Source organism: Terribacillus aidingensis (assembly GCF_900215625.1).
GTDB lineage: Bacteria > Bacillota > Bacilli > Bacillales > Amphibacillaceae > Terribacillus > Terribacillus aidingensis.
In genome coordinates, this window is sequence record NZ_OBEK01000002.1 from 80,620 (window position 1) to 99,232 (window position 18,613).

Sequence of the window (18,613 nt, forward strand, 5' to 3'; positions counted from 1 at the left end):
TTTTATTGACTTTCCAGTACAGCCCGCGTATCATGTAGTTAATTTCATATAGTTCTTATCAAGAGAAGCCGAGGGACTGGCCCGATGAAGCTTCAGCAACCTCTGACACTGTCAGAAAGGTGCTAAATCCAGCAAGATTAATTTCTTGGAAGATAAGAGTGCGGGCGATTTTCAAGGCTCTCTTTTCTTCGGAAAAGAGAGCCTTTTTTCGTTTCGTCACTCTAACCAAAAAAGGAGGAGAAGAAACATGACTGACATTATTATTTTATCTGGCAGTCCTTCACGAAAGTCGAGATCGCTGCTGGCGGCTGCTTATGCAGGCGAGCTGGCGGAGCAGCAAGGCTACACAGCAGAGGTGATCAGCATTACTGATTTTAAACCGGAGGATTTGGTCTATGCGCGATTTGACAGTCCCGCAATTGTGGAGGCGGGCAAGGCGATTGAGAATGCGAAAGGCCTCATTATTGCGTCGCCGGTTTACAAGGCATCTTATACGGGTGTGCTGAAGGCGTTACTGGACGTGCTGCCTCAAGCTGCATTCAGAAGCAAACCTGTACTTCCGATAATGACAGGCGGAAGCCCGGCGCATTTGCTAGCAATAGATTATGCATTAAAGCCGCTTATCGCTAATTTAAAGGGAGAGTCCTTGCAAGGCGTTTATATATGTGATCAGCACATTTTGAAAGACAATCCAACCGAGCCAATTGCGGAAGCAGAAACAGCAGCCAGATTAAAGTCGCAGTCGAATCAGCTTCTCGAAGAAATTCGCCGTAATGATGCTGTTAGTTTGGTGAAATAAAGGAGGAGAAGTAATGCGGATGCTGTTTGCGGAAAAGAAGTTGTTTGGAATGCCGATTCAAATTATCGGCGGACTGCTTGCGATATTGTTGTTTATGACGGGTGATGGGATTGAGCAGGCATTTTTATCAAAGTATGTTGTCGACATAGGTTTTTCTGCTAATCAATCCGCTATTATGTTCAGCGCTTATGGCATTGTACTTACAGTTGCTTCTTGGCTTGCCGGGGTACTCGGAGAGGTAATTGGCCCGAAAAAAACGATGCTGTTAGGTCTCCTTACATGGGTGCTCTTTGAAATAGGCTTTCTCTACTTCGGTCTGTATTTAGAAAGCTTTTCGATGATGGTGCTTATGTATGGGCTGCGCGGGTTCGGATATCCGCTGTTTGCATTTGCCTTTATCGTGTGGATTGCTTATCGTACCGAGAAGCACAAGCTGGCAACGGCTATGGGGTGGTTTTTCTTTATGTTTGCTGGGGGGATAGGGTTCCTCGGTTCGTACTACCCCAGTATTTTGCTGCCATTTGTTGGGGAAATGGCAACGCTGTGGAGTTCGCTTATCTGGATTATTATCGGCGGCTTTTTAGGTGTGCTTCTTGTTGATGATAAAGACCGGCAAGGCGTTAAGATCCAAGACCAAGTGAAAGGTAATAAATGGGCCGAAGCATTGAAAGGTATTACGATTCTGTGGAAAAGTCCGCGCGTTGCAGCAGGCGGATTGCTGCGTGCTATTAATACTGCTGGCTGGTATGGATTTGTCGTTGTAATGCCAGGCTTCTTTACGAGTTTCTTGGATATTACGACAAGTCAGTGGCTGCAGCTCTGGGCTGTCCAGTCTGTGAGCAATATGGTGGCAGGGGTATTGTTTGGTATGCTCGGTGACCGGATTGGCTGGCTGCGTGTCGTACGGTGGTTTGGTTGTGTTGGTGCAACTGTTTGTTCTTTGCTTTATTACTATATCCCGGTTGCATTTGGGGCGAATATCCCAATGCTCGTACTGAACGCTATTCTTTTTGGAGCAGCAATTGCAGCATTTGTGCCGCTGTCGGCCATCTTGCCCACATTGGCACCGGCCAACCGAGGCGCGGCAATCTCCGTGCTTAATTTAGGTGCAGGAGCCAGTCAGTTTATCGGACCAGTACTTGTTGGTGTGCTTAACAATTATCTAGGGATTATCGGTGTTGTGTGGGGATTTGCCATTATGTATGGGCTCAGTTTCTGTTTAACCGCATGCTTAACACCAGCAGCGAAAGCGCAGCTTCACCATACGACGACCGAAGGACTTGCTGTTCGATAACCAAAGGAGGAATAACAAATGACAAAGAAACGGATATATCTCAATGCTTTTGACATGAATTGTGTAGGGCACCAATCTCCTGGTTTATGGACACATCCGGAAGATCAAGCTCATCGTTATAAGGATTTGGATTATTGGACAGATCTAGCGCAGATTTTAGAAGGAGGACAGTTTGATGCGTTGTTTTTAGCAGATGTGCTGGGAACATATGATGTGTATCAAAACTCCAGGGAAGGGGCAGTACGCCAGGCAGCTCAAGTGCCCGTCAATGATCCGCTGCTTGTTGTGCCGGCAATGGCGCAAGTTACCAAGCATTTAGGTTTTGGAGTAACGGCTTCTGTTACGTATGAACATCCGTACAGTTTTGCGCGCCGCGTATCCACATTGGATCATCTAACAAAAGGCCGGGTAGGATGGAATATTGTCACTTCTTACTTAGAAAGCGCAGCTAGAAATTTAGGGTTAGATACACAAATCAAACATGATGAACGTTATAACATTGCAGAAGAATACGTAGAAGTTTGCTATAAGCTTTGGGAAGGCAGCTGGGAAGACGATGCAGTTGTACGAGATACAGAGCGAAAGGTGTATACCGATCCGGATAAAGTTCATGACATCCACCATAATGGCACGTATTATCAAGTCCCGGGAGCGCATCTGTCCGAACCTTCTCCGCAGCGGACGCCAGTACTCTTCCAAGCAGGTTCCTCACCAAAAGGCAGAGCGTTTGCTGCTAAACACGCTGAATGTGTATTTATCAGTACACCGACGGTTACCGTGACAAAACGTTATGTAGATAAGCTGCGGGAGGAGACAAAGCGTCAAGGCCGAAATCCGGAAGAGGTAAAAGTCATGAGCTTGTTCACACCAATTGTGGCAGAAACGGAAGAAGCTGCCCAGCAAAAGCTAAAGGAGTACCGCAGTTATGCAAGCTATGAAGGGGGACTTGTTTTACTAGGCGGCTGGACCGGTATCGATTTCTCCGACTATGACCCAGAAGAAGAATTGCGATTTGTGGAGAATGAAGCGATTCACTCAGCGGTAGAGACGTTTACCAAGATAGATCCGAACAAAAAATGGACAGTACGCGAAGTTGCCGAATTTGTCGGTATCGGCGGGATTGGTCCTGTTGTCGCCGGAACACCTGAACAAGTTGCAGACGCGATGGAAGAGTGGGTGGACCAAACAGGTGTCGACGGATTTAATATTGCTTATGCTGTTACACCAGGAACGTTTAAAGATCTTGCTGACTACGTTGTGCCGATTTTACAAAAGCGGGGCAGAATTAGAGAAAAATACGAAGGAGATACGTTGCGAGAAAATTTAAGCGGAAACAGCAGACTGCCGGATCGCCATCCTGCACGCCAAGCCGGGAAAGCAGTGCAGCAGTCTAGAAAGCAGACGGTGTAACATATGCCATATAAAGCAGAAACGAAACGAGAAACCATTCAATCCTTAGTTGATGCCGTAGTTGAACAGGTGATTGCTCCTTCCGCAGACCAGTTGGATCGGGAAAAGATTTTCCCGAAAGCAAACATGCTGGCTCTTGCTGCAAAACGATTAAATGGCATTTTGCTACCTGAGCATCTTGGCGGGCTTGCTGCAGGCTATACCGAATTCTCTGTGATAGCAGAGAAAATCGCCGCGCATTGTCCATCCACTGGCCTTGTGTACACAATGCACATTGAAGCGGCTGATGCGATTTATCGGCACGGTACCGAGGCGCAGCACCAAAAGTGGCTGCTGCCGATACAAGAAGGACAATTTGGCACAACATCAACAAGTGAACGGGTATCCGGGGGCAGATACTGGATTAACGCCAGTCGAGCAAAACGGACGCCAGGTGGTTATCAGCTGGATTTAGAAAAATCTTTTACGACAAGCAGTGGCTATGCAGATTTTTATGTCGTACAAACTGGATCGCCAGAAGCAGACGCAGCAGATGACTTAAGTTATTTTATTATTGAAGGTACAGACCGTGGTATAAGCTGGGGGGAATGGGATGCGCTTGGGGTGAGAGGCAATCATAGCGCATCACTGACACTTGCTGGCGTACGCGTACCTGAGGAAGATTTGCTTGGGGGTGAAGGAGGCGGCAAAATGATAATCGAGCATAGCGTCGCTTACTTGCTTGGACTTGGTTCTGTCTGGACAGGATTGGCCGGCGGAATTGTAGAAGAAGTTACAGCATATGCCAAGCGGAACCACCACCAAGATGTGAATAAAAGTCTAAGTGACTATCAAGTTATTCGTGGATTGCTTGCCAAAGCAGCTATTCAATACAAGGGTTTGACTGCTTGGCTGAAACAGCTTCGTCACGACATTGATCTGCAAGTTCAGCACAACGAAATGCTCGCCCCCTCCACCCAGCAAGATTTGCTGGCATTTAAGATTCATGCTTCAGAAACAGTGAATGATATCGCGCAAATTGCTATGGACATTACTGGCGGATACGGCTATAAGATTGGGAAGCTGGAAAGATTCTACCGAGATGCCAGAGCGGGAATGGTAATGGGGCCATCCAACAATTTAGCACGTGATTTGCTTGCCAAACAACTTGTTGGACTATCAAATAATTTATGGGAAGAAACCTCTACTTAAAAGAGGTTTCTTTCTTTCTGAAAAGGGGTAATAGAGTAGTTGGCTGTATTACGCAGCAATTTATCGCTCTGCCGTACTGTATGAAAGGTATCGTGATAGACTTGTATCTCTTATAAAGCTTGTCTTTACTAAACTGTGCTCAACCACTTGGCTAAAATTACTAAAAGAAAAAGCAGCCTTTGACCGCCAGAACTGAAAGCATACAATCGAATGTCATGATAGAATGAAAAAGAAAATCCTGCAAGGAAGTTATCATTTATTCGTCTTGGAGGAAGGAAATTAGCGGCTTCTTATGTAATTAGGTAAAGAACCCCTTTTACTAGCGGATATTTGACAATTTAATGGATTGGAGACTACTTCCGCTATATGAATGTGTTATAATTTTATAATTACAATACAAGCAGTTTTCAACTGTACAGCATAGGAAGAAGAGGAAATGAGCGAAAAGAAAAAAATTGTTTCCATCGAAGATCGCATCCCGAAATTAAAGCAAGCTAGAAAAAAGAAAGCAAATAGAAGACTTGTGTTCTATCTATCTATTTTCTTTGTACTGATTTCCATCATCGTTTACTTACAATCTCCATTAAGCGATATTCATCGTCTGCAGGTGGAAGGCAATGACTTTCTGTCTGATGATGTCATTATCCAAAGCAGTGGACTAACTGTATCGGACAATATTTGGCGAATTGATAAGGACAAAGCAATCAAGCAAATTCAGAAAAATGAAGAAGTCGAGAAAGTCTCGATCAGCCGGGAATTTCCGGCAACCGTTACAATCCAAGTGACGGAACTGGGCAGAGTTGGATATTTGCAGCAGGACGGAAAATATCGTGCGCTGCTTGCCAATGGGAGCATTTCAGAGAAGGAATGGTCGCAGCCAAAGTCAGATGCTCCGATACTTTATGGTTTTTCTGATGATGAGTACCTGGAGGAAATGGCAGAAGAGCTTGATCAGCTTCCAGCGTCAATCACCAAACTTATCTCAGAGATTCACTATAAGCCATCGGAAGATAGCAAATACGTCATCCAGCTGTTTATGAATGACGGAATGGAAGTGCAAGGCACGATTCGGACATTTGCCAACAATATGGAGGCATACCCGAGTATCGCTGCGCAGCTTGATCCCGATGTAAATGGTGTACTGCACATGGGAGCGGGTGTTTATTTTGAACCTGCTAAAAAGGAAAAAGAAAAAGACGAATAAGCACAGAAATGCCGAGAATTTTGTCGGTTTATGTAGAATAAACGAGCTATATACGGTATAGTCGAGTCAAATACCGAAAAAATAGGCAAAATTTCTTACGGAATGTCGGTTTTTTGGCAAATTTCCTTGTGGAATTTGTTATAATTATGCGTGTCTGCACACAAATACTAAAATAAAGTTAAAATTTAAAGGATTTCTTGGCGACATGTCTCTAGGATTAGGAGGTGCCTTACATGAACAACAGTGAAATTTTAGTCAGCTTAGATGTAGGAACATCAAAAATTAAAGTGATTATAGGGGAAGTATTTCATGATTCCCTTAACATAATCGGTGTCGGTACTGCAAAATCGAACGGTCTGAAAAAAGGCGCCATCGTCGACATTGATCAGACTGTCCAATCGATCCGCAATGCTGTAGAACAAGCCGAGCGAATGGTCGGTATGCAAATTGAACGGGTAGTGGTAGGAGTCAATGGCAATCAGATTCAACTGCAGTCCTGTCATGGAGTAGTTGCTGTTTCCAGTGAAACAAGAGAGATTGATGATGAAGATATTTCTCGCGTAATTGAAGCAGCACAGGTTGTATCCATTCCTCCTGAACGCGAAATCGTCGATGTAATTCCAAAACAGTTCATCGTGGATGGCTTGGATGGAATCAATGATCCGCGCGGCATGCTCGGTGTACGGTTAGAAATGGAAGGGACCATTATTACATGTTCTCGTACAGTCTTACATAATCTATTAAAATGCGTCGAGAAAGCCAACCTAGAAGTAATGGATATATGTCTGCAGCCTTTAGCTGCAGGGGCTGTTGCCCTTTCAGAAGATGAAAAGAATCTAGGTGTCGGCTTAATTGACATTGGCGGAGGCAATACGACTGTTTCTGTTTTTGGGAATGGTCAGCTTATGTCCACAAGCGTTATCCCGCTTGGCGGTGAGAATATTAGCAAAGATATATCTATTGGTCTTAAAACGTCCTCTGAAGAAGCCGAGGAAATTAAGCTGGGATATGGACATGCTTTCTATGACGACGCTAGAGAAGAAGAGACATTTGAAGCATCCATGATTGGCAGCAATAAAAAACAAACTCTTTCCCAGATTGATGTAGCGGACATTGCTGAAGCCCGTGTGGAAGAAATTTACGCTTATGCGGATAGCGAAATCAAGCGTATGGGCTTCCCGGAACTGCCCGGAGGCTATGTGCTGACAGGCGGGACGGCGATGATGCCAGGAATGCTGGAGCTTGCACAAGACTGCTTCCAGGCAAACGTCAGATTGGCAATTCCAGATTACCTAGGCGTGCGTGAACCCCAATTTACAAGTGCTGTCGGAATCTTGCAATTTGCTTATCGTAATGCGAGAATACAAGGGAAGGAAATCTTCTCAGCAGTATCTGAGGGAGATTTTGACGAGCCGGAGAAAAGACCGGCGAAACCTGCTAAATCACAAAAGAAAAAAGGCGAAGAGAAGAAGAAAGAATCAGGGTTTGCTAACCTGTTCAAGTACTTTTTCGATTAAGACAGACATGATTCTTCCTTTAATACAGGAAGAACGATTGTAAATAGGAGGACGTTAAGATGTTAGAATTTGACACAAATATGGAAACATTAGCAACGATAAAAGTCATCGGCGTCGGCGGTGGCGGCAGCAATGCCGTTAACCGAATGATTGAGCATGGCGTCCAAGGCGTAGAATTCATCGCAGTAAACACAGATTCTCAAGCATTAAATCTATCCAAAGCGGATGTGAAAATGCAAATCGGTGCAAAACTGACACGCGGTCTTGGTGCTGGTGCAAATCCTGAGGTTGGCCGAAAAGCAGCAGAGGAAAGCAAAGAACAAATCCAAGAAGCGCTTCAAGGTGCTGATATGGTCTTCGTAACAGCTGGTATGGGAGGCGGAACTGGTACAGGTGCTGCACCTGTCATTGCACAAGTAGCGAAAGAGCTTGGTGCACTTACTGTCGGTATCGTTACCCGTCCGTTCTCCTTTGAGGGCCGGAAACGCCAAACACAAGCACTTGCCGGAACGGAAGCGTTAAAAGGCAGTGTGGATACACTGATCGTTATCCCGAATGACCGTTTGCTGGAAATCGTTGATAAAAATACACCAATGCTTGAAGCATTCCGTGAAGCGGATAATGTGCTGCGTCAAGGTGTACAAGGTATTTCTGAATTGATTGCTGTACCTGGATTGATAAACGTTGACTTTGCAGACGTGAAGACAATCATGGCTGACAAAGGTTCTGCTCTTATGGGTATCGGTATTGCAACTGGAGAGAGCCGCGCAACAGAGGCTGCCAAAAAGGCAATCAGTTCTCCATTGCTGGAAACATCCATCGATGGCGCGCATGGTGTCTTGATGAACATTTCCGGTGGCGCGAACCTGAGCTTATATGAAGTGCAGGAAGCTGCTGACATCGTGACAAGTGCAGCTGACCAGGAAGTAAATGTTATTTTCGGTTCTGTGATCAATGAAGATCTTAAAGATGAAATCGTCGTAACAGTTATTGCTACAGGATTTGATGAGACGCAGATTCAGCAGGCGATGAATCAGCCGCGTCCAAAAGCACGCCCTGTACAAAAGGAAACACAAAGTACAGAGCAGCAGCCTGCGAACACAGAAAGAAGAAGAGAGCGGGAAGAACTTCGCCGTGAGACACCTTCTTCTTCACCGCAGCCGCGTAAACAGGAAGAGGAAACACTTGATATTCCTACATTCCTTCGCAACCGCAACCGCAGAAGATAAGCAAACAGGCAAAGGATAGCATCCAAAGATGCTATCCTTTTTTTATATGCAAAAAAACGTTAGACAAAAAGCCCGGAAAAGACATAAAAATAGTGGAACGTAACAGGCATAAACTGACAGCTTTTGAATGCCTGCTCCGTTATACTAACTTCATCTATTAAGGATGAAAGGACGGGCTGATGTGACAATCTATCTTGATGCTGTCTGGACGCTCAATCTATTTTTGGACTGGCTGCTGCTCTTAAGTACACAAGCAATTGCGAGATTGCAAGTAAGTAAGCTGCGTGTCTTCCTAGGTGCACTCCTTGCATCGCTTATCGTACCTGTGACTGTTTACTTTCCGGAAAGTATCGCAGCACACCCCGCAGGCAAGCTGGTGTTTTCTATGGCTATTATCTGGTGTGCTTTCGGATATCGCTCCATCGCACGTTTTATCAAGTTGCTGTTACTTTTTTATTTTGTAACCTTCGCAGTAGGCGGCAGTTTATTCGCCGTTCATTATATGCTGCAAACACAGTTAGCATTCACGCCTTCCTCCTTCTTGACTGTAAGCACTGGGTATGGAGACCACATCAGCTGGATATTTGTCATCGTCACATTTCCAGTCGCGTTATTTTTTACGAAAAACAGAATGGACAAGCAGCGTTTTGAACAATTTCGTTACGACCAAATTCATGACGTGCAAGTTAGTATTAATGGCATCACACATAAAACATCGGGCTTTATTGATAGCGGAAACCATTTAACAGATCCGATGACAAAGCGGCCTGTTGTCATTTGTGATCAGCATTTTCTGCAAAATTGGTTCGGTGAGGAAGAGTGGGACTTATTGTCTCAAGCGAACCAGGAACTGGATTTGGACGTGCTGCCGGATAACTGGCCTTATAATTTTTCGGTTGTCCCCTATCAAGGTGTAAATGGAGAAGGGGCTCTGATGCTTGTCCTTAAGCCGGATTCTATCTTAATTGAACTAGATAAAGGATCAGTAGCAACAGATCGGGTCTGGATCGGTATCCAATTCGGCAGTCTCACTGCAGATCGGCGTTATCACTGTCTGCTGCATCCGTCACTCGTACATGATACCAGCACGCAAGTAGGATAAAAGAAGGGAGATTAATATGAAAACAAAAGCATGGAAGCTCAAAATCTGGTGGTATAAACTTCTGGTAAAGCTAGGAATCAAACGAAAGGAAATCTATTATATTGGCGGCAGCGAGGCATTGCCGCCACCGTTATCGAAGGAGGAGGAGTTCAAACTGCTGCAGCTCCTGCCTACAGGTGACAAATCAGCAAGAGCGATGCTTATTGAACGTAATCTCCGTCTCGTCGTTTACATTGCAAGAAAATTCGAAAATACTGGAATCAATATTGAGGATCTAATTAGTATCGGGACAATTGGTTTAATTAAAGCTGTTAATACATTTAACCCAGAAAAGAAAATCAAGCTCGCAACGTATGCCTCACGCTGTATTGAAAATGAAATTCTCATGTACTTGCGCCGAAACAGCAAGCTGAAATCAGAGATAAGCTTTGATGAACCGCTTAATATAGACTGGGACGGAAACGAATTACTATTATCGGATGTGCTAGGAACAGATGATGATATTATCACGAAAGATATTGAAAAAAACGTAGATAAAAATCTGCTGAAAAAAGCTTTGGAACAGCTTAATGACAGAGAAAAGCAAATTATGGAGCTTCGGTTTGGACTGATCGGGCAGGAAGAGATGACCCAAAAGGATGTGGCAGATATGCTTGGCATTTCCCAATCCTATATTTCCCGATTGGAGAAGAAGATTATAAGAAGATTGCAAAAAGAATTTAATAAAATGCTTTAAGCCCAACTGGTGCCTGTGTTTGTCCTTCGTGGACAATAGCAGGCACTTTTTGTCTCTGCATAAAAAATTTCCCGCGAGGAGATACTGTGCTTGATCGTATCTTCAATCGGGAGGAAAGAGAACATGTCGAGACAAAAAGTTGAAATATGTGGTGTAGACACTTCGAAGCTGCCAGTACTTAAAAATGATGCAATGAAAAAACTATTCATCCGCATGCAGCAAGAGAACGACATATCAGCCCGGGAAGAACTCGTAAATGGAAATCTTCGTCTCGTGCTCAGTGTCATTCAGCGGTTTAATAATCGCGGGGAGTATGTCGATGATCTTTTCCAAGTAGGCTGTATTGGACTAATGAAATCCATAGATAATTTTGATTTGAAGCATAATGTGCGTTTTTCTACATACGCAGTGCCGATGATCATCGGTGAAATTCGCCGTTACCTAAGGGATAATAATCCGATTCGTGTATCCAGGTCATTACGCGATACGGCATATAAAGCCTTACAAGTACGCGAACAGTTGATAGCCAAGACCTCCAAGGATCCTACGACAGCAGAAATTGCAGCTGAGCTCGGTATCGAGCCTTCTGACATAACATTTGCTATGGATGCTATTCAAGATCCGGTCTCCTTATTTGAACCAATTTATAATGATGGCGGAGATCCGATTTTCGTTTTAGATCAGCTGCGAAATGAGTCTGAAAACGATGGAACATGGCTTGACAACCTATCAATCAAAGAAGGCATGCATCGCTTGAATGAACGAGAAAAAATGATACTGAACAAACGCTTTTTCCAGGGCAAAACACAAATGGAAGTGGCGGATGAAATCGGCATCTCCCAAGCGCAAGTGTCCAGACTGGAGAAAGCAGCAATCGAAGAAATGAATAAACAGATGTTTGAATGAGAGGCACCTTTAATAGGTGTCTTTTTTTATATAGAAATGTACTTTAATCCCCGCTTCAGAAACTACTTCCCTCATAATAATTGCCATATCATCAGCTTGGCCGCATAGAATAGTATAAAACAGCAAAGGGGTCTGACTTAGATGACATTAACCGAATTGCAGATGAAGGACATCATTTTGATGGAAAACGGGAAAAAGGTAGGAAATGTTTCGGATTTAGAGATTAATGAGCAGAATGGTCATATAGCAGCAATTGTGGTCACCCTCAGAGGAAAAACGATGGGGTTGTTTGGCAAGGAAGAAGAGCTAGTCGTTCCTTGGCATCAGATTATTACAATCGGAACAGATGTTATCTTGATTAAAAGCCCGGAAGCTGTACCTGCTGCAGAAGAAGAGGGAAAGTAATCCTATACAGTACAAAGCTGAAATATGGTACTATTAAAGCAATTAGAGGAGTGAGAGTACCATATGAGAAAAGCAGCTTCCAATAAACAAAGATTGTATATGGAGCTTGGCGGCTGGTCAGCTCCTAATAGGATAGTAAGCGGCATTACAACAAAAAACAATGGGGTGAGTCAATCACCATTTGATAGTCTTAATATGGGACTGCATGTCGGTGATCGGGATGCGGATGTTATTCAGAACCGTCAGCTGCTTGCAGATGAAATAGCGTTTCCGCTAGCGAATTGGGTTCTGGGCGAGCAGGTGCATGGTACAGAGATTGCAGTTGTTCAAAAGAAAGATGCAGGACGGGGCAGCAAATTATTATCAGATAGTATTCCGTCAGTTGATGGTCTGATAACGAATGAACCGGGCTTGCTTCTGGCAGCTTTTTTTGCAGATTGTGTCCCGCTGTATTTTTTGGATGCAAAAACGGGTTGGATTGGCATGGCGCATGCCGGCTGGCGCGGCACAGTCGGTAACATGGCAGGAAAGATGATTGCAGCACTACGCAGCCAAGGTGCCGCTCCTGCTACTATGGAAGCAATGATTGGTCCTTGTATTTCGAAGCACAAGTACGAAGTGGATGATCGTATCTTCCAGCAGATTCCGGAGCGATTTCGTGAGCAAGTACTCACTGCGAGCGGAGAATATCATAAGTATTATTTAGATTTGCAAGCGTTAAACCGACTGTACTTGCTGGACGCTGGGGTGAAGGATGCGCATATTATTACAGCGCCATTTTGTACATATGAAATGCCGGAATTTTATTCGCATCGGCAAGATCAAGGTAAAACAGGCAGGATGATTGGTTTTATCGGAATGAAAGAGGAGCATGTATGAACACAGTACAAGAAAATCTCGCACAAATACAAGAAAAGATAAAAGCGTCAGCTGCTAAAACAGGCAGGAATTATGAGGATATTACACTCCTAGCTGTTACGAAATATGTTACAATTGAACGATCAGAGGAAGCAGTCAATGCCGGTATTGTCAATTTAGGTGAAAACCGGATCGAGGGCTTCTTAGAAAAGCAGGCGGCCATTGGAGACAGAGCTGTTTGGCATTTCATTGGCAGTTTGCAATCCAGGAAAGTGAAAGATGTCATTAACCAGGCAGACTATCTGCATGCCCTTGACCGACTGTCACTTGCAAAAGAAATTCAAAAACGTGCAGAGAAAACAATTAAATGCTTTGTGCAGGTTAATGTGAGCGGCGAAGAAACAAAAGCAGGTGTATCACCAGATGAGACGCTTTCTTTTATTCAGCAGCTGGAAGCATTTCCTGCCATACAAGTCGCAGGACTGATGACAATGGCGCCTCACACAGAGGATGAAGATGTGCTTCGCCAGGTATTCAGGGGGTTAAGGCAGCTCCGTGATAAAGTTGCTGAAGCGGGGATGGCGCATGCACCTTGCACATTGTTGTCGATGGGAATGAGCAATGATTACGAAATAGCAATTGAAGAAGGAGCCACTCATATCCGAGTCGGCTCGGCCCTTGTAGGTCCATACGAATAAGCGAGGTGAAAATATGAGTTTCAAAAATAAGATGAGGAACTTCTTTACAGTGGATGATGAAGAATACGAGTACGTGGAGGAAATGCCGAACGACGCGGAAGAAGCAGAACCGTATCCTAACGGCCGGGAGCGCGGTCAAAACCAAAACGTTGTCAGCTTGAAGAGTGTCCAAGCTTCATCAAAAGTAGTACTTTGCGAACCAAGGACGTATAACGAAGCGCAGGAAATTGCTGACCATGTCGTGAACAGAAGAGCAGTTGTTCTCAATCTGCAGCGCGTTGATCATCAGCAAGCGAAACGAATTGTGGATTTTCTCAGCGGTACCGTTTATGCGCTGAATGGGGATATCCAAAAGCTAGGCAGCCAGACCTTCCTGTGTGCTCCTGACAATATCGAACTTACTGGTAATATAACCGATATGATTGAGGAACAGGATGAGTATAATAAGAGGTGGTAGAAGCAAATGCTTTTGTTGAATATTATTAACACAGCGTTTACGGTCTATTCTTTTGCGTTAATCATCTATATTCTGATGTCTTGGTTCCCTGGAGCGAGACAATCAGCATTTGGTGAAATGCTGGGTCGGATTTGTGAACCATATTTAGACGTATTTCGTCGCTTCATTCCGCCGATTGGAATGTTTGACTTGTCACCGCTTGTGGCGATTATCGTACTTCGTCTAGCACAGAGTGGCGTAACGACAGTTTATTTCATGATTTTCTAATAAGGAGTATACAGCAGCGTGAGTATTTACCAGCATTACCGGGAAGAGGAACGTCCTTTTATTGACCAAATTCTCTCCTGGATGGAACAAGTAGAGCGAACTTATCAGCCGCGGGTTACCGATTTTCTTGATCCAAGGGAACAGCTTATCTTCCGGCAGCTGCTCGGCGGACAATCTGAGCTGCAGTGGGCTTTTTCAGGCGGTGCGGATGCGGCAGAGCGAAAACGCGGCATCATTGCACCGCTTTATGATGCTGTTGCAGACAGTGACTTTGATATTGTGATGCTGGTAGCGACTTACCCAGTGAAGTTTGTCTCCTTGGAGCATCGCGATGTGATGGGGGCATTTATGTCTCTTGGGATAGATCGCAGAAAATTGGGTGATATTAGCGTTCAGGATGGCGTTATGCAGCTGTTCACAACAGCTGATATCGCAGTGTACATTCGGGCCAACTTGACGGAAGTGAAACGTGCGAAAGTAAACTGGGAGCTTGCGGATTCATCGCAATTTCGTCATGAACAGGCAGAATGGATGCAGATGGAAGCGTCTGTTTCCTCGCTCCGCCTTGATGCAGTAATGAAGGAGCTGTATCGAATGTCGCGGCAGCAAGCATCTTTAAACATCCAGAAAGGCCTAGTCAAAGTTAATTTTAAAACAGTCGAAGATGTCAGTTACCCGTTAGCCGAAGGAGATCTAATCTCTTTACGCGGCAAAGGCAGAGGGAAGCTGACGGAAGTGAAAGGCACGACAAAGAAGGACAAGCAGCGTATTACATTAGAAAAATTAAAGTAGCGGTATCAGCTCTTTTGTGCTATCTTTGTCGAATAACAGCAATTATAGATCTATTAATAGGAGGTGGCCGTTGTGCCATTAACACCTTTGGATATTCATAATAAAGAGTTCGCCCGCGGATTCCGCGGTTATGATGAAGATGATGTAAACGACTTTCTTGACAGGGTGATAAAAGATTATGAAATCATCATCCGCGAAAAGAAGGAATTAGAGGAACGCGTAAGCACGCTGGAAGAACGCCTTGGTCATTTCAATAATATTGAGACGACATTAAACAAGTCCATCTTGGTAGCCCAAGAAACAGCAGAAGAAGTAAAAGGCAATGCAATGAAAGAATCGAAGCTGATTATTAAAGAAGCCGAGAAAAATGCAGATCGCATTATCAATGAGTCGCTTTCTAAATCTCGTCAAATTGCCCTTGAAGTAGAAGAGCTGAAGAAACAAGCAAAAGTATTCCGTACTCGTTTGAAGATGCTGGTTGAAGCGCAGCTAGAGATGATTGAAACAGATGACTGGGATGGTTTGTTCGCGACAGAAGTAGCTTATGAGCCGCAAGAAGAGCCGGCGGAATAAGACTCGCTTGACGTTTTTCGCAAACTTACATATAATCTTACTATTATTAGCAAACAACATGACTCAGATATAAAGACTGTGATCGGGACAGTAAGAAGTCCATACCGATTGAAGCGAGCCAGGGAAGGTGAGAGCCTGGTGCGGTATTTCTTCCGAACATCACCCGTTAGTTTCCATTCGAACCGCAAGCAGTAGAAATGGACGTCTCATTCACGTTACGAATTCGAGTGGACAGAAGTAATATGCTTTTGTCTATAAGGGTGGTACCGCGAGTCTCTCTCGTCCCTTTGGGATGATGAGGGGCTCTTTTTATTTACCCGGAAAAGATCTGATCATGATAAGGAGGAAGAACATTGGATTACAAAGACACACTGCTGATGCCATCCACGGCATTCCCAATGCGCGGCAACCTGCCAAACAAAGAACCAAAAATGCAGCAGGAATGGGAAGAACAAAATATTTACAAAAAAGTACAAGAAAGAACTGAAGGACGACCGCTTTTCGTCTTGCATGATGGACCTCCGTATGCAAACGGCGATTTACACATGGGGCATGCACTGAATAAAGTGCTGAAGGACTTTATCGTCCGCTATAAATCCATGTCTGGCTTCCATGCACCATATGTTCCAGGCTGGGATACACACGGCTTACCGATTGAACAGGCGCTTACGAAGAAGAAGGTTGACCGCAAAAAAATGACGGTTGCTGAATTCCGCCGTCTGTGTGCAGAGTATGCGATGCAGCAAATCGATAATCAGCGCAGCCAGTTCAAACAGCTGGGTGTACGCGGAGATTGGGATAACCCATACATTACGCTGACAAAAGATTATGAAGCAGCTCAAATTAAAGTATTCGGTGAAATGGCTGAAAAAGGTTTCATCTACAAAGGGATGAAGCCGGTTTATTGGTCTCCATCTTCTGAATCTGCATTGGCAGAAGCAGAAATTGAATACCAAGATAAACGCTCTGCATCCATTTATGTTGCTTTCCAAGTGAAAGATGGCAAAGACTTGTTCGAAGGCGATGAGAAATTCATTATCTGGACAACAACGCCTTGGACATTGCCTTCTAACGTTGCCATCTCCCTTCACCCGGAAGTAACTTATGTGGTCGCTAACGTTGGCGGCGAGAAATTCGTCGTAGCAGAAGATTTGTTGAGCAGCGTAACAGAAACACTTGAATGGGAAAATCCAGAAGTAGTGAAAACTTTCTCTGGTAAAGAAGCGGAATATGTGACAGCACAGCATCCGTTTTATGACAGAGAATCATTAATCATCCTTGGTGAGCACGTGACAACAGACAGCGGTACGGGCTGTGTACATACAGCGCCTGGACACGGGGAAGAAGATTTCTTCGCTAGTCAAAAATACAAGCTGCCTGTGATCAGCCCACTGGATGATAAAGGCGTCTTCACAAAAGAAGCTCCTGGTTTTGAAGGTGTATTCTATGATAAAGCAAATAAAGAAATCACTGAACTTCTTGAAGAAAAAGGCGCTTTACTGAAGCTGGAATTCTTTACACATTCTTATCCGCATGACTGGCGTACGAAAAAACCGGTTATCTATCGTGCGACTGCGCAATGGTTTGCTTCGATTAAAGCGTTCCGCGATCAAATCATCGAACAAATTAAAGAAGTAGAATGGTTCCCGAAATGGGGCGAAACACGTCTTTACAATATGTTCCGTGACCGCGAAGACTGGTGTATCTCCCGTCAGCGTGCCTGGGGTGTGCCAATTCCGGTCTTTTACGGAGAAGATGGGGAACCAATCATCACAGAAGAAACAATCCAGCATGTGTCTGATTTGTTCTTAGAACATGGATCGAATATCTGGTTTGAAAGAGAAGCGAAAGAATTGCTTCCGGAAGGCTTTACGTCAGAGCATAGCCCGAATGGTATCTTCACAAAAGAAACAGATATCATGGATGTTTGGTTTGATTCTGGTTCTTCTCACCAAGGTGTGCTTGTCAATCGTCCGGAACTGCAGCGTCCAGCTGATTTGTACCTGGAAGGCTCTGACCAATACCGCGGCTGGTTCAACTCTTCTTTGACAACTGCTGTTGCTGTAACAGGTAAAGCACCTTACAAAGCAGTGTTAAGTCATGGCTTCGCGCTTGATGGTAAAGGGAAGAAGATGAGTAAATCACTAGGTAATATTGTGGTGCCATCTAAAATTATGAAGCAGTACGGTGCTGATATTCTTCGTCTGTGGGTTGCTTCCGTCGATTATCAATCCGATGTTCGTATCTCGGATGAAATCATTAAGCAAACATCTGAAGGATACCGCAAAATCCGTAACACATTCCGCTTCCTGTTAGCCAACTTGCATGACTTTGAGCCGGCGAAGGACAGTGTTGCATTTGCTGACATGAAGGAAGTAGACCGCTATATGCTTGTGAAGCTTTCTGATTTGATCAAGCGTGTGCGTGAAAGCTATGACAAATACGAATTCGCTGATGTATATTCAGCTGTCTTAAGCTTCTGTTCTGTTGAACTAAGCTCATTCTATTTGGACTTCGGGAAAGATATTCTTTATATCGAATCTGCTGATCAACCAGCACGCCGCAGCATCCAAACAGCGTATTATCAAATCATTAAAGCGCTTGTACAGATGCTGTCACCAATCATTGCGCATACTGCAGAAGAAGCATGGAGCTACATCCCAGGGGAGAAAGCTGACTATGTGCAGCTGACTGACTTCCCAGAAGAGCTGTCTATTGCAGATCACGATGACTTGCTGGAAAAATGGGATCACTTCATGGCCGTTCGTGATGATGTGCTGAAAGCCTTGGAAATTGCGCGCAGTGAAAAAGTAATCGGTAAATCGCTTGAATCTAAGCTGACAATTGCTGCAAAAGATGATGCAACAAAACAGCTGCTTCAAAGCATCGATAACTTGCATCAGCTGCTTATTGTATCAGAAGCAAATGTAGTGGATGCTGATCCAGAAGCTGCTGATTATGAATTTGTTGCTGTACGTGTTGAAAAACACCCGGCAAAACGTTGCGAACGCTGCTGGGTTGCATCTGAAACGGTCGGCGAAGATGCTTCGCATCTGGATCTATGCTCCCGCTGTGCGAGCGTTGTAGAAGCTCATTATCAGGCGTAAAGGAGAGAAAGCTTCGCCAGTAAGGCGGAGCTTTCTTTTTTATCTATACAATCTTTTTGTGTGTAATT

Annotated in this window: 18 protein-coding genes, 1 riboswitch and 1 other annotated feature; all 18 genes read left to right on the forward strand. The window is 44.4% G+C overall.

The window, feature by feature from the left end:
• Window positions 1-52 precede the first annotated feature (52 nt).
• A riboswitch (SAM riboswitch) is annotated at window positions 53-159 on the forward strand.
• Window positions 160-247: 88 nt separating this feature from the next.
• The 18 genes from ssuE to ileS all read left to right on the forward strand — a co-directional run bounded on the left by ssuE (window position 248) and on the right by ileS (window position 18,545).
• Window positions 248-799 carry an NADPH-dependent FMN reductase gene (gene ssuE, locus CRO17_RS05800; RefSeq protein ID WP_097040277.1) on the forward strand — a complete coding sequence of 184 codons (552 nt, stop codon included), beginning with the start codon at window positions 248-250 and terminating at the stop codon, window positions 797-799.
• Window positions 800-812: 13 nt separating this feature from the next.
• On the forward strand, window positions 813-2,093 hold the full coding sequence (locus tag CRO17_RS05805; RefSeq protein WP_218839524.1) for an MFS transporter: 1,281 nt from the start codon (window positions 813-815) through the stop codon (window positions 2,091-2,093).
• Between the two features lie 18 nt (window positions 2,094-2,111).
• On the forward strand, window positions 2,112-3,503 hold the full coding sequence (locus CRO17_RS05810; protein WP_097040279.1) for an LLM class flavin-dependent oxidoreductase: 1,392 nt from the start codon (window positions 2,112-2,114) through the stop codon (window positions 3,501-3,503).
• Window positions 3,504-3,506: 3 nt separating this feature from the next.
• On the forward strand, window positions 3,507-4,694 hold the full coding sequence (locus CRO17_RS05815; protein WP_097040281.1) for an acyl-CoA dehydrogenase family protein: 1,188 nt from the start codon (window positions 3,507-3,509) through the stop codon (window positions 4,692-4,694).
• A gap of 436 nt (window positions 4,695-5,130) precedes the next feature.
• Window positions 5,131-5,898 (forward strand): cell division protein FtsQ/DivIB, encoded by a 768-nt coding sequence (locus tag CRO17_RS05820; protein WP_097040283.1) that lies wholly within the window; start codon window positions 5,131-5,133, stop codon window positions 5,896-5,898.
• A gap of 233 nt (window positions 5,899-6,131) precedes the next feature.
• A complete protein-coding gene (ftsA, locus tag CRO17_RS05825) occupies window positions 6,132-7,415 on the forward strand; it encodes a cell division protein FtsA (RefSeq protein ID WP_097040285.1) in 1,284 nt (427 codons plus the stop codon).
• 59 nt (window positions 7,416-7,474) lie between these two features.
• Entirely contained in the window at window positions 7,475-8,644 is a 1,170-nt protein-coding gene (gene ftsZ, locus CRO17_RS05830) for a cell division protein FtsZ (protein WP_097040287.1), read from the forward strand.
• A gap of 181 nt (window positions 8,645-8,825) precedes the next feature.
• Window positions 8,826-9,746: a sigma-E processing peptidase SpoIIGA gene (spoIIGA, locus tag CRO17_RS05835; RefSeq protein WP_179636872.1), complete on the forward strand. Its 921-nt coding sequence runs from the start codon at window positions 8,826-8,828 to the stop codon at window positions 9,744-9,746.
• A gap of 16 nt (window positions 9,747-9,762) precedes the next feature.
• A complete protein-coding gene (gene sigE / locus CRO17_RS05840) occupies window positions 9,763-10,482 on the forward strand; it encodes an RNA polymerase sporulation sigma factor SigE (RefSeq protein ID WP_097040292.1) in 720 nt (239 codons plus the stop codon).
• A gap of 123 nt (window positions 10,483-10,605) precedes the next feature.
• On the forward strand, window positions 10,606-11,388 hold the full coding sequence (gene sigG / locus CRO17_RS05845; protein WP_077309739.1) for an RNA polymerase sporulation sigma factor SigG: 783 nt from the start codon (window positions 10,606-10,608) through the stop codon (window positions 11,386-11,388).
• 141 nt (window positions 11,389-11,529) lie between these two features.
• Entirely contained in the window at window positions 11,530-11,793 is a 264-nt protein-coding gene (locus tag CRO17_RS05850) for a YlmC/YmxH family sporulation protein (RefSeq protein ID WP_097040294.1), read from the forward strand.
• Window positions 11,794-11,856: 63 nt separating this feature from the next.
• On the forward strand, window positions 11,857-12,672 hold the full coding sequence (gene pgeF, locus CRO17_RS05855; protein WP_245864676.1) for a peptidoglycan editing factor PgeF: 816 nt from the start codon (window positions 11,857-11,859) through the stop codon (window positions 12,670-12,672).
• Entirely contained in the window at window positions 12,669-13,349 is a 681-nt protein-coding gene (locus CRO17_RS05860; protein WP_097040296.1) for a YggS family pyridoxal phosphate-dependent enzyme, read from the forward strand. The genes pgeF and CRO17_RS05860 overlap by 4 nt, the downstream gene beginning before the upstream one ends.
• Before the next feature lie 13 nt (window positions 13,350-13,362).
• Complete coding sequence (locus CRO17_RS05865; RefSeq protein ID WP_097040298.1) at window positions 13,363-13,806, forward strand: cell division protein SepF; 444 nt, start codon at window positions 13,363-13,365, stop codon at window positions 13,804-13,806.
• A 6-nt stretch (window positions 13,807-13,812) separates the two neighbouring features.
• A complete protein-coding gene (locus CRO17_RS05870; protein WP_097040300.1) occupies window positions 13,813-14,073 on the forward strand; it encodes a YggT family protein in 261 nt (86 codons plus the stop codon).
• An 18-nt stretch (window positions 14,074-14,091) separates the two neighbouring features.
• A complete protein-coding gene (locus CRO17_RS05875; RefSeq protein ID WP_097040302.1) occupies window positions 14,092-14,865 on the forward strand; it encodes a YlmH family RNA-binding protein in 774 nt (257 codons plus the stop codon).
• Between the two features lie 72 nt (window positions 14,866-14,937).
• Window positions 14,938-15,438: a DivIVA domain-containing protein gene (locus CRO17_RS05880; protein WP_077309727.1), complete on the forward strand. Its 501-nt coding sequence runs from the start codon at window positions 14,938-14,940 to the stop codon at window positions 15,436-15,438.
• A 69-nt stretch (window positions 15,439-15,507) separates the two neighbouring features.
• Window positions 15,508-15,728: a binding site (T-box leader), on the forward strand.
• Window positions 15,729-15,791: 63 nt separating this feature from the next.
• A complete protein-coding gene (gene ileS / locus CRO17_RS05885) occupies window positions 15,792-18,545 on the forward strand; it encodes an isoleucine--tRNA ligase (RefSeq protein ID WP_097040305.1) in 2,754 nt (917 codons plus the stop codon).
• The last annotated feature ends 68 nt before the right edge of the window (window positions 18,546-18,613 follow it).

What these genes read in the sequence shown, in the direction of transcription:
- ssuE (WP_097040277.1), top strand. Translation starts at nt 248, where the DNA reads ATGACTGACATTATTATTTTATCTGGCAGTCCTTCACGAAAGTCGAGA.
- CRO17_RS05805 (WP_218839524.1), top strand. Translation starts at nt 813, where the DNA reads ATGCGGATGCTGTTTGCGGAAAAGAAGTTGTTTGGAATGCCGATTCAA.
- CRO17_RS05810 (WP_097040279.1), top strand. Translation starts at nt 2,112, where the DNA reads ATGACAAAGAAACGGATATATCTCAATGCTTTTGACATGAATTGTGTA.
- CRO17_RS05815 (WP_097040281.1), top strand. Translation starts at nt 3,507, where the DNA reads ATGCCATATAAAGCAGAAACGAAACGAGAAACCATTCAATCCTTAGTT.
- CRO17_RS05820 (WP_097040283.1), top strand. Translation starts at nt 5,131, where the DNA reads ATGAGCGAAAAGAAAAAAATTGTTTCCATCGAAGATCGCATCCCGAAA.
- ftsA (WP_097040285.1), top strand. Translation starts at nt 6,132, where the DNA reads ATGAACAACAGTGAAATTTTAGTCAGCTTAGATGTAGGAACATCAAAA.
- ftsZ (WP_097040287.1), top strand. Translation starts at nt 7,475, where the DNA reads ATGTTAGAATTTGACACAAATATGGAAACATTAGCAACGATAAAAGTC.
- sigE (WP_097040292.1), top strand. Translation starts at nt 9,763, where the DNA reads ATGAAAACAAAAGCATGGAAGCTCAAAATCTGGTGGTATAAACTTCTG.
- sigG (WP_077309739.1), top strand. Translation starts at nt 10,606, where the DNA reads ATGTCGAGACAAAAAGTTGAAATATGTGGTGTAGACACTTCGAAGCTG.
- CRO17_RS05850 (WP_097040294.1), top strand. Translation starts at nt 11,530, where the DNA reads ATGACATTAACCGAATTGCAGATGAAGGACATCATTTTGATGGAAAAC.
- pgeF (WP_245864676.1), top strand. Translation starts at nt 11,857, where the DNA reads ATGAGAAAAGCAGCTTCCAATAAACAAAGATTGTATATGGAGCTTGGC.
- CRO17_RS05860 (WP_097040296.1), top strand. Translation starts at nt 12,669, where the DNA reads ATGAACACAGTACAAGAAAATCTCGCACAAATACAAGAAAAGATAAAA.
- CRO17_RS05865 (WP_097040298.1), top strand. Translation starts at nt 13,363, where the DNA reads ATGAGTTTCAAAAATAAGATGAGGAACTTCTTTACAGTGGATGATGAA.
- CRO17_RS05870 (WP_097040300.1), top strand. Translation starts at nt 13,813, where the DNA reads ATGCTTTTGTTGAATATTATTAACACAGCGTTTACGGTCTATTCTTTT.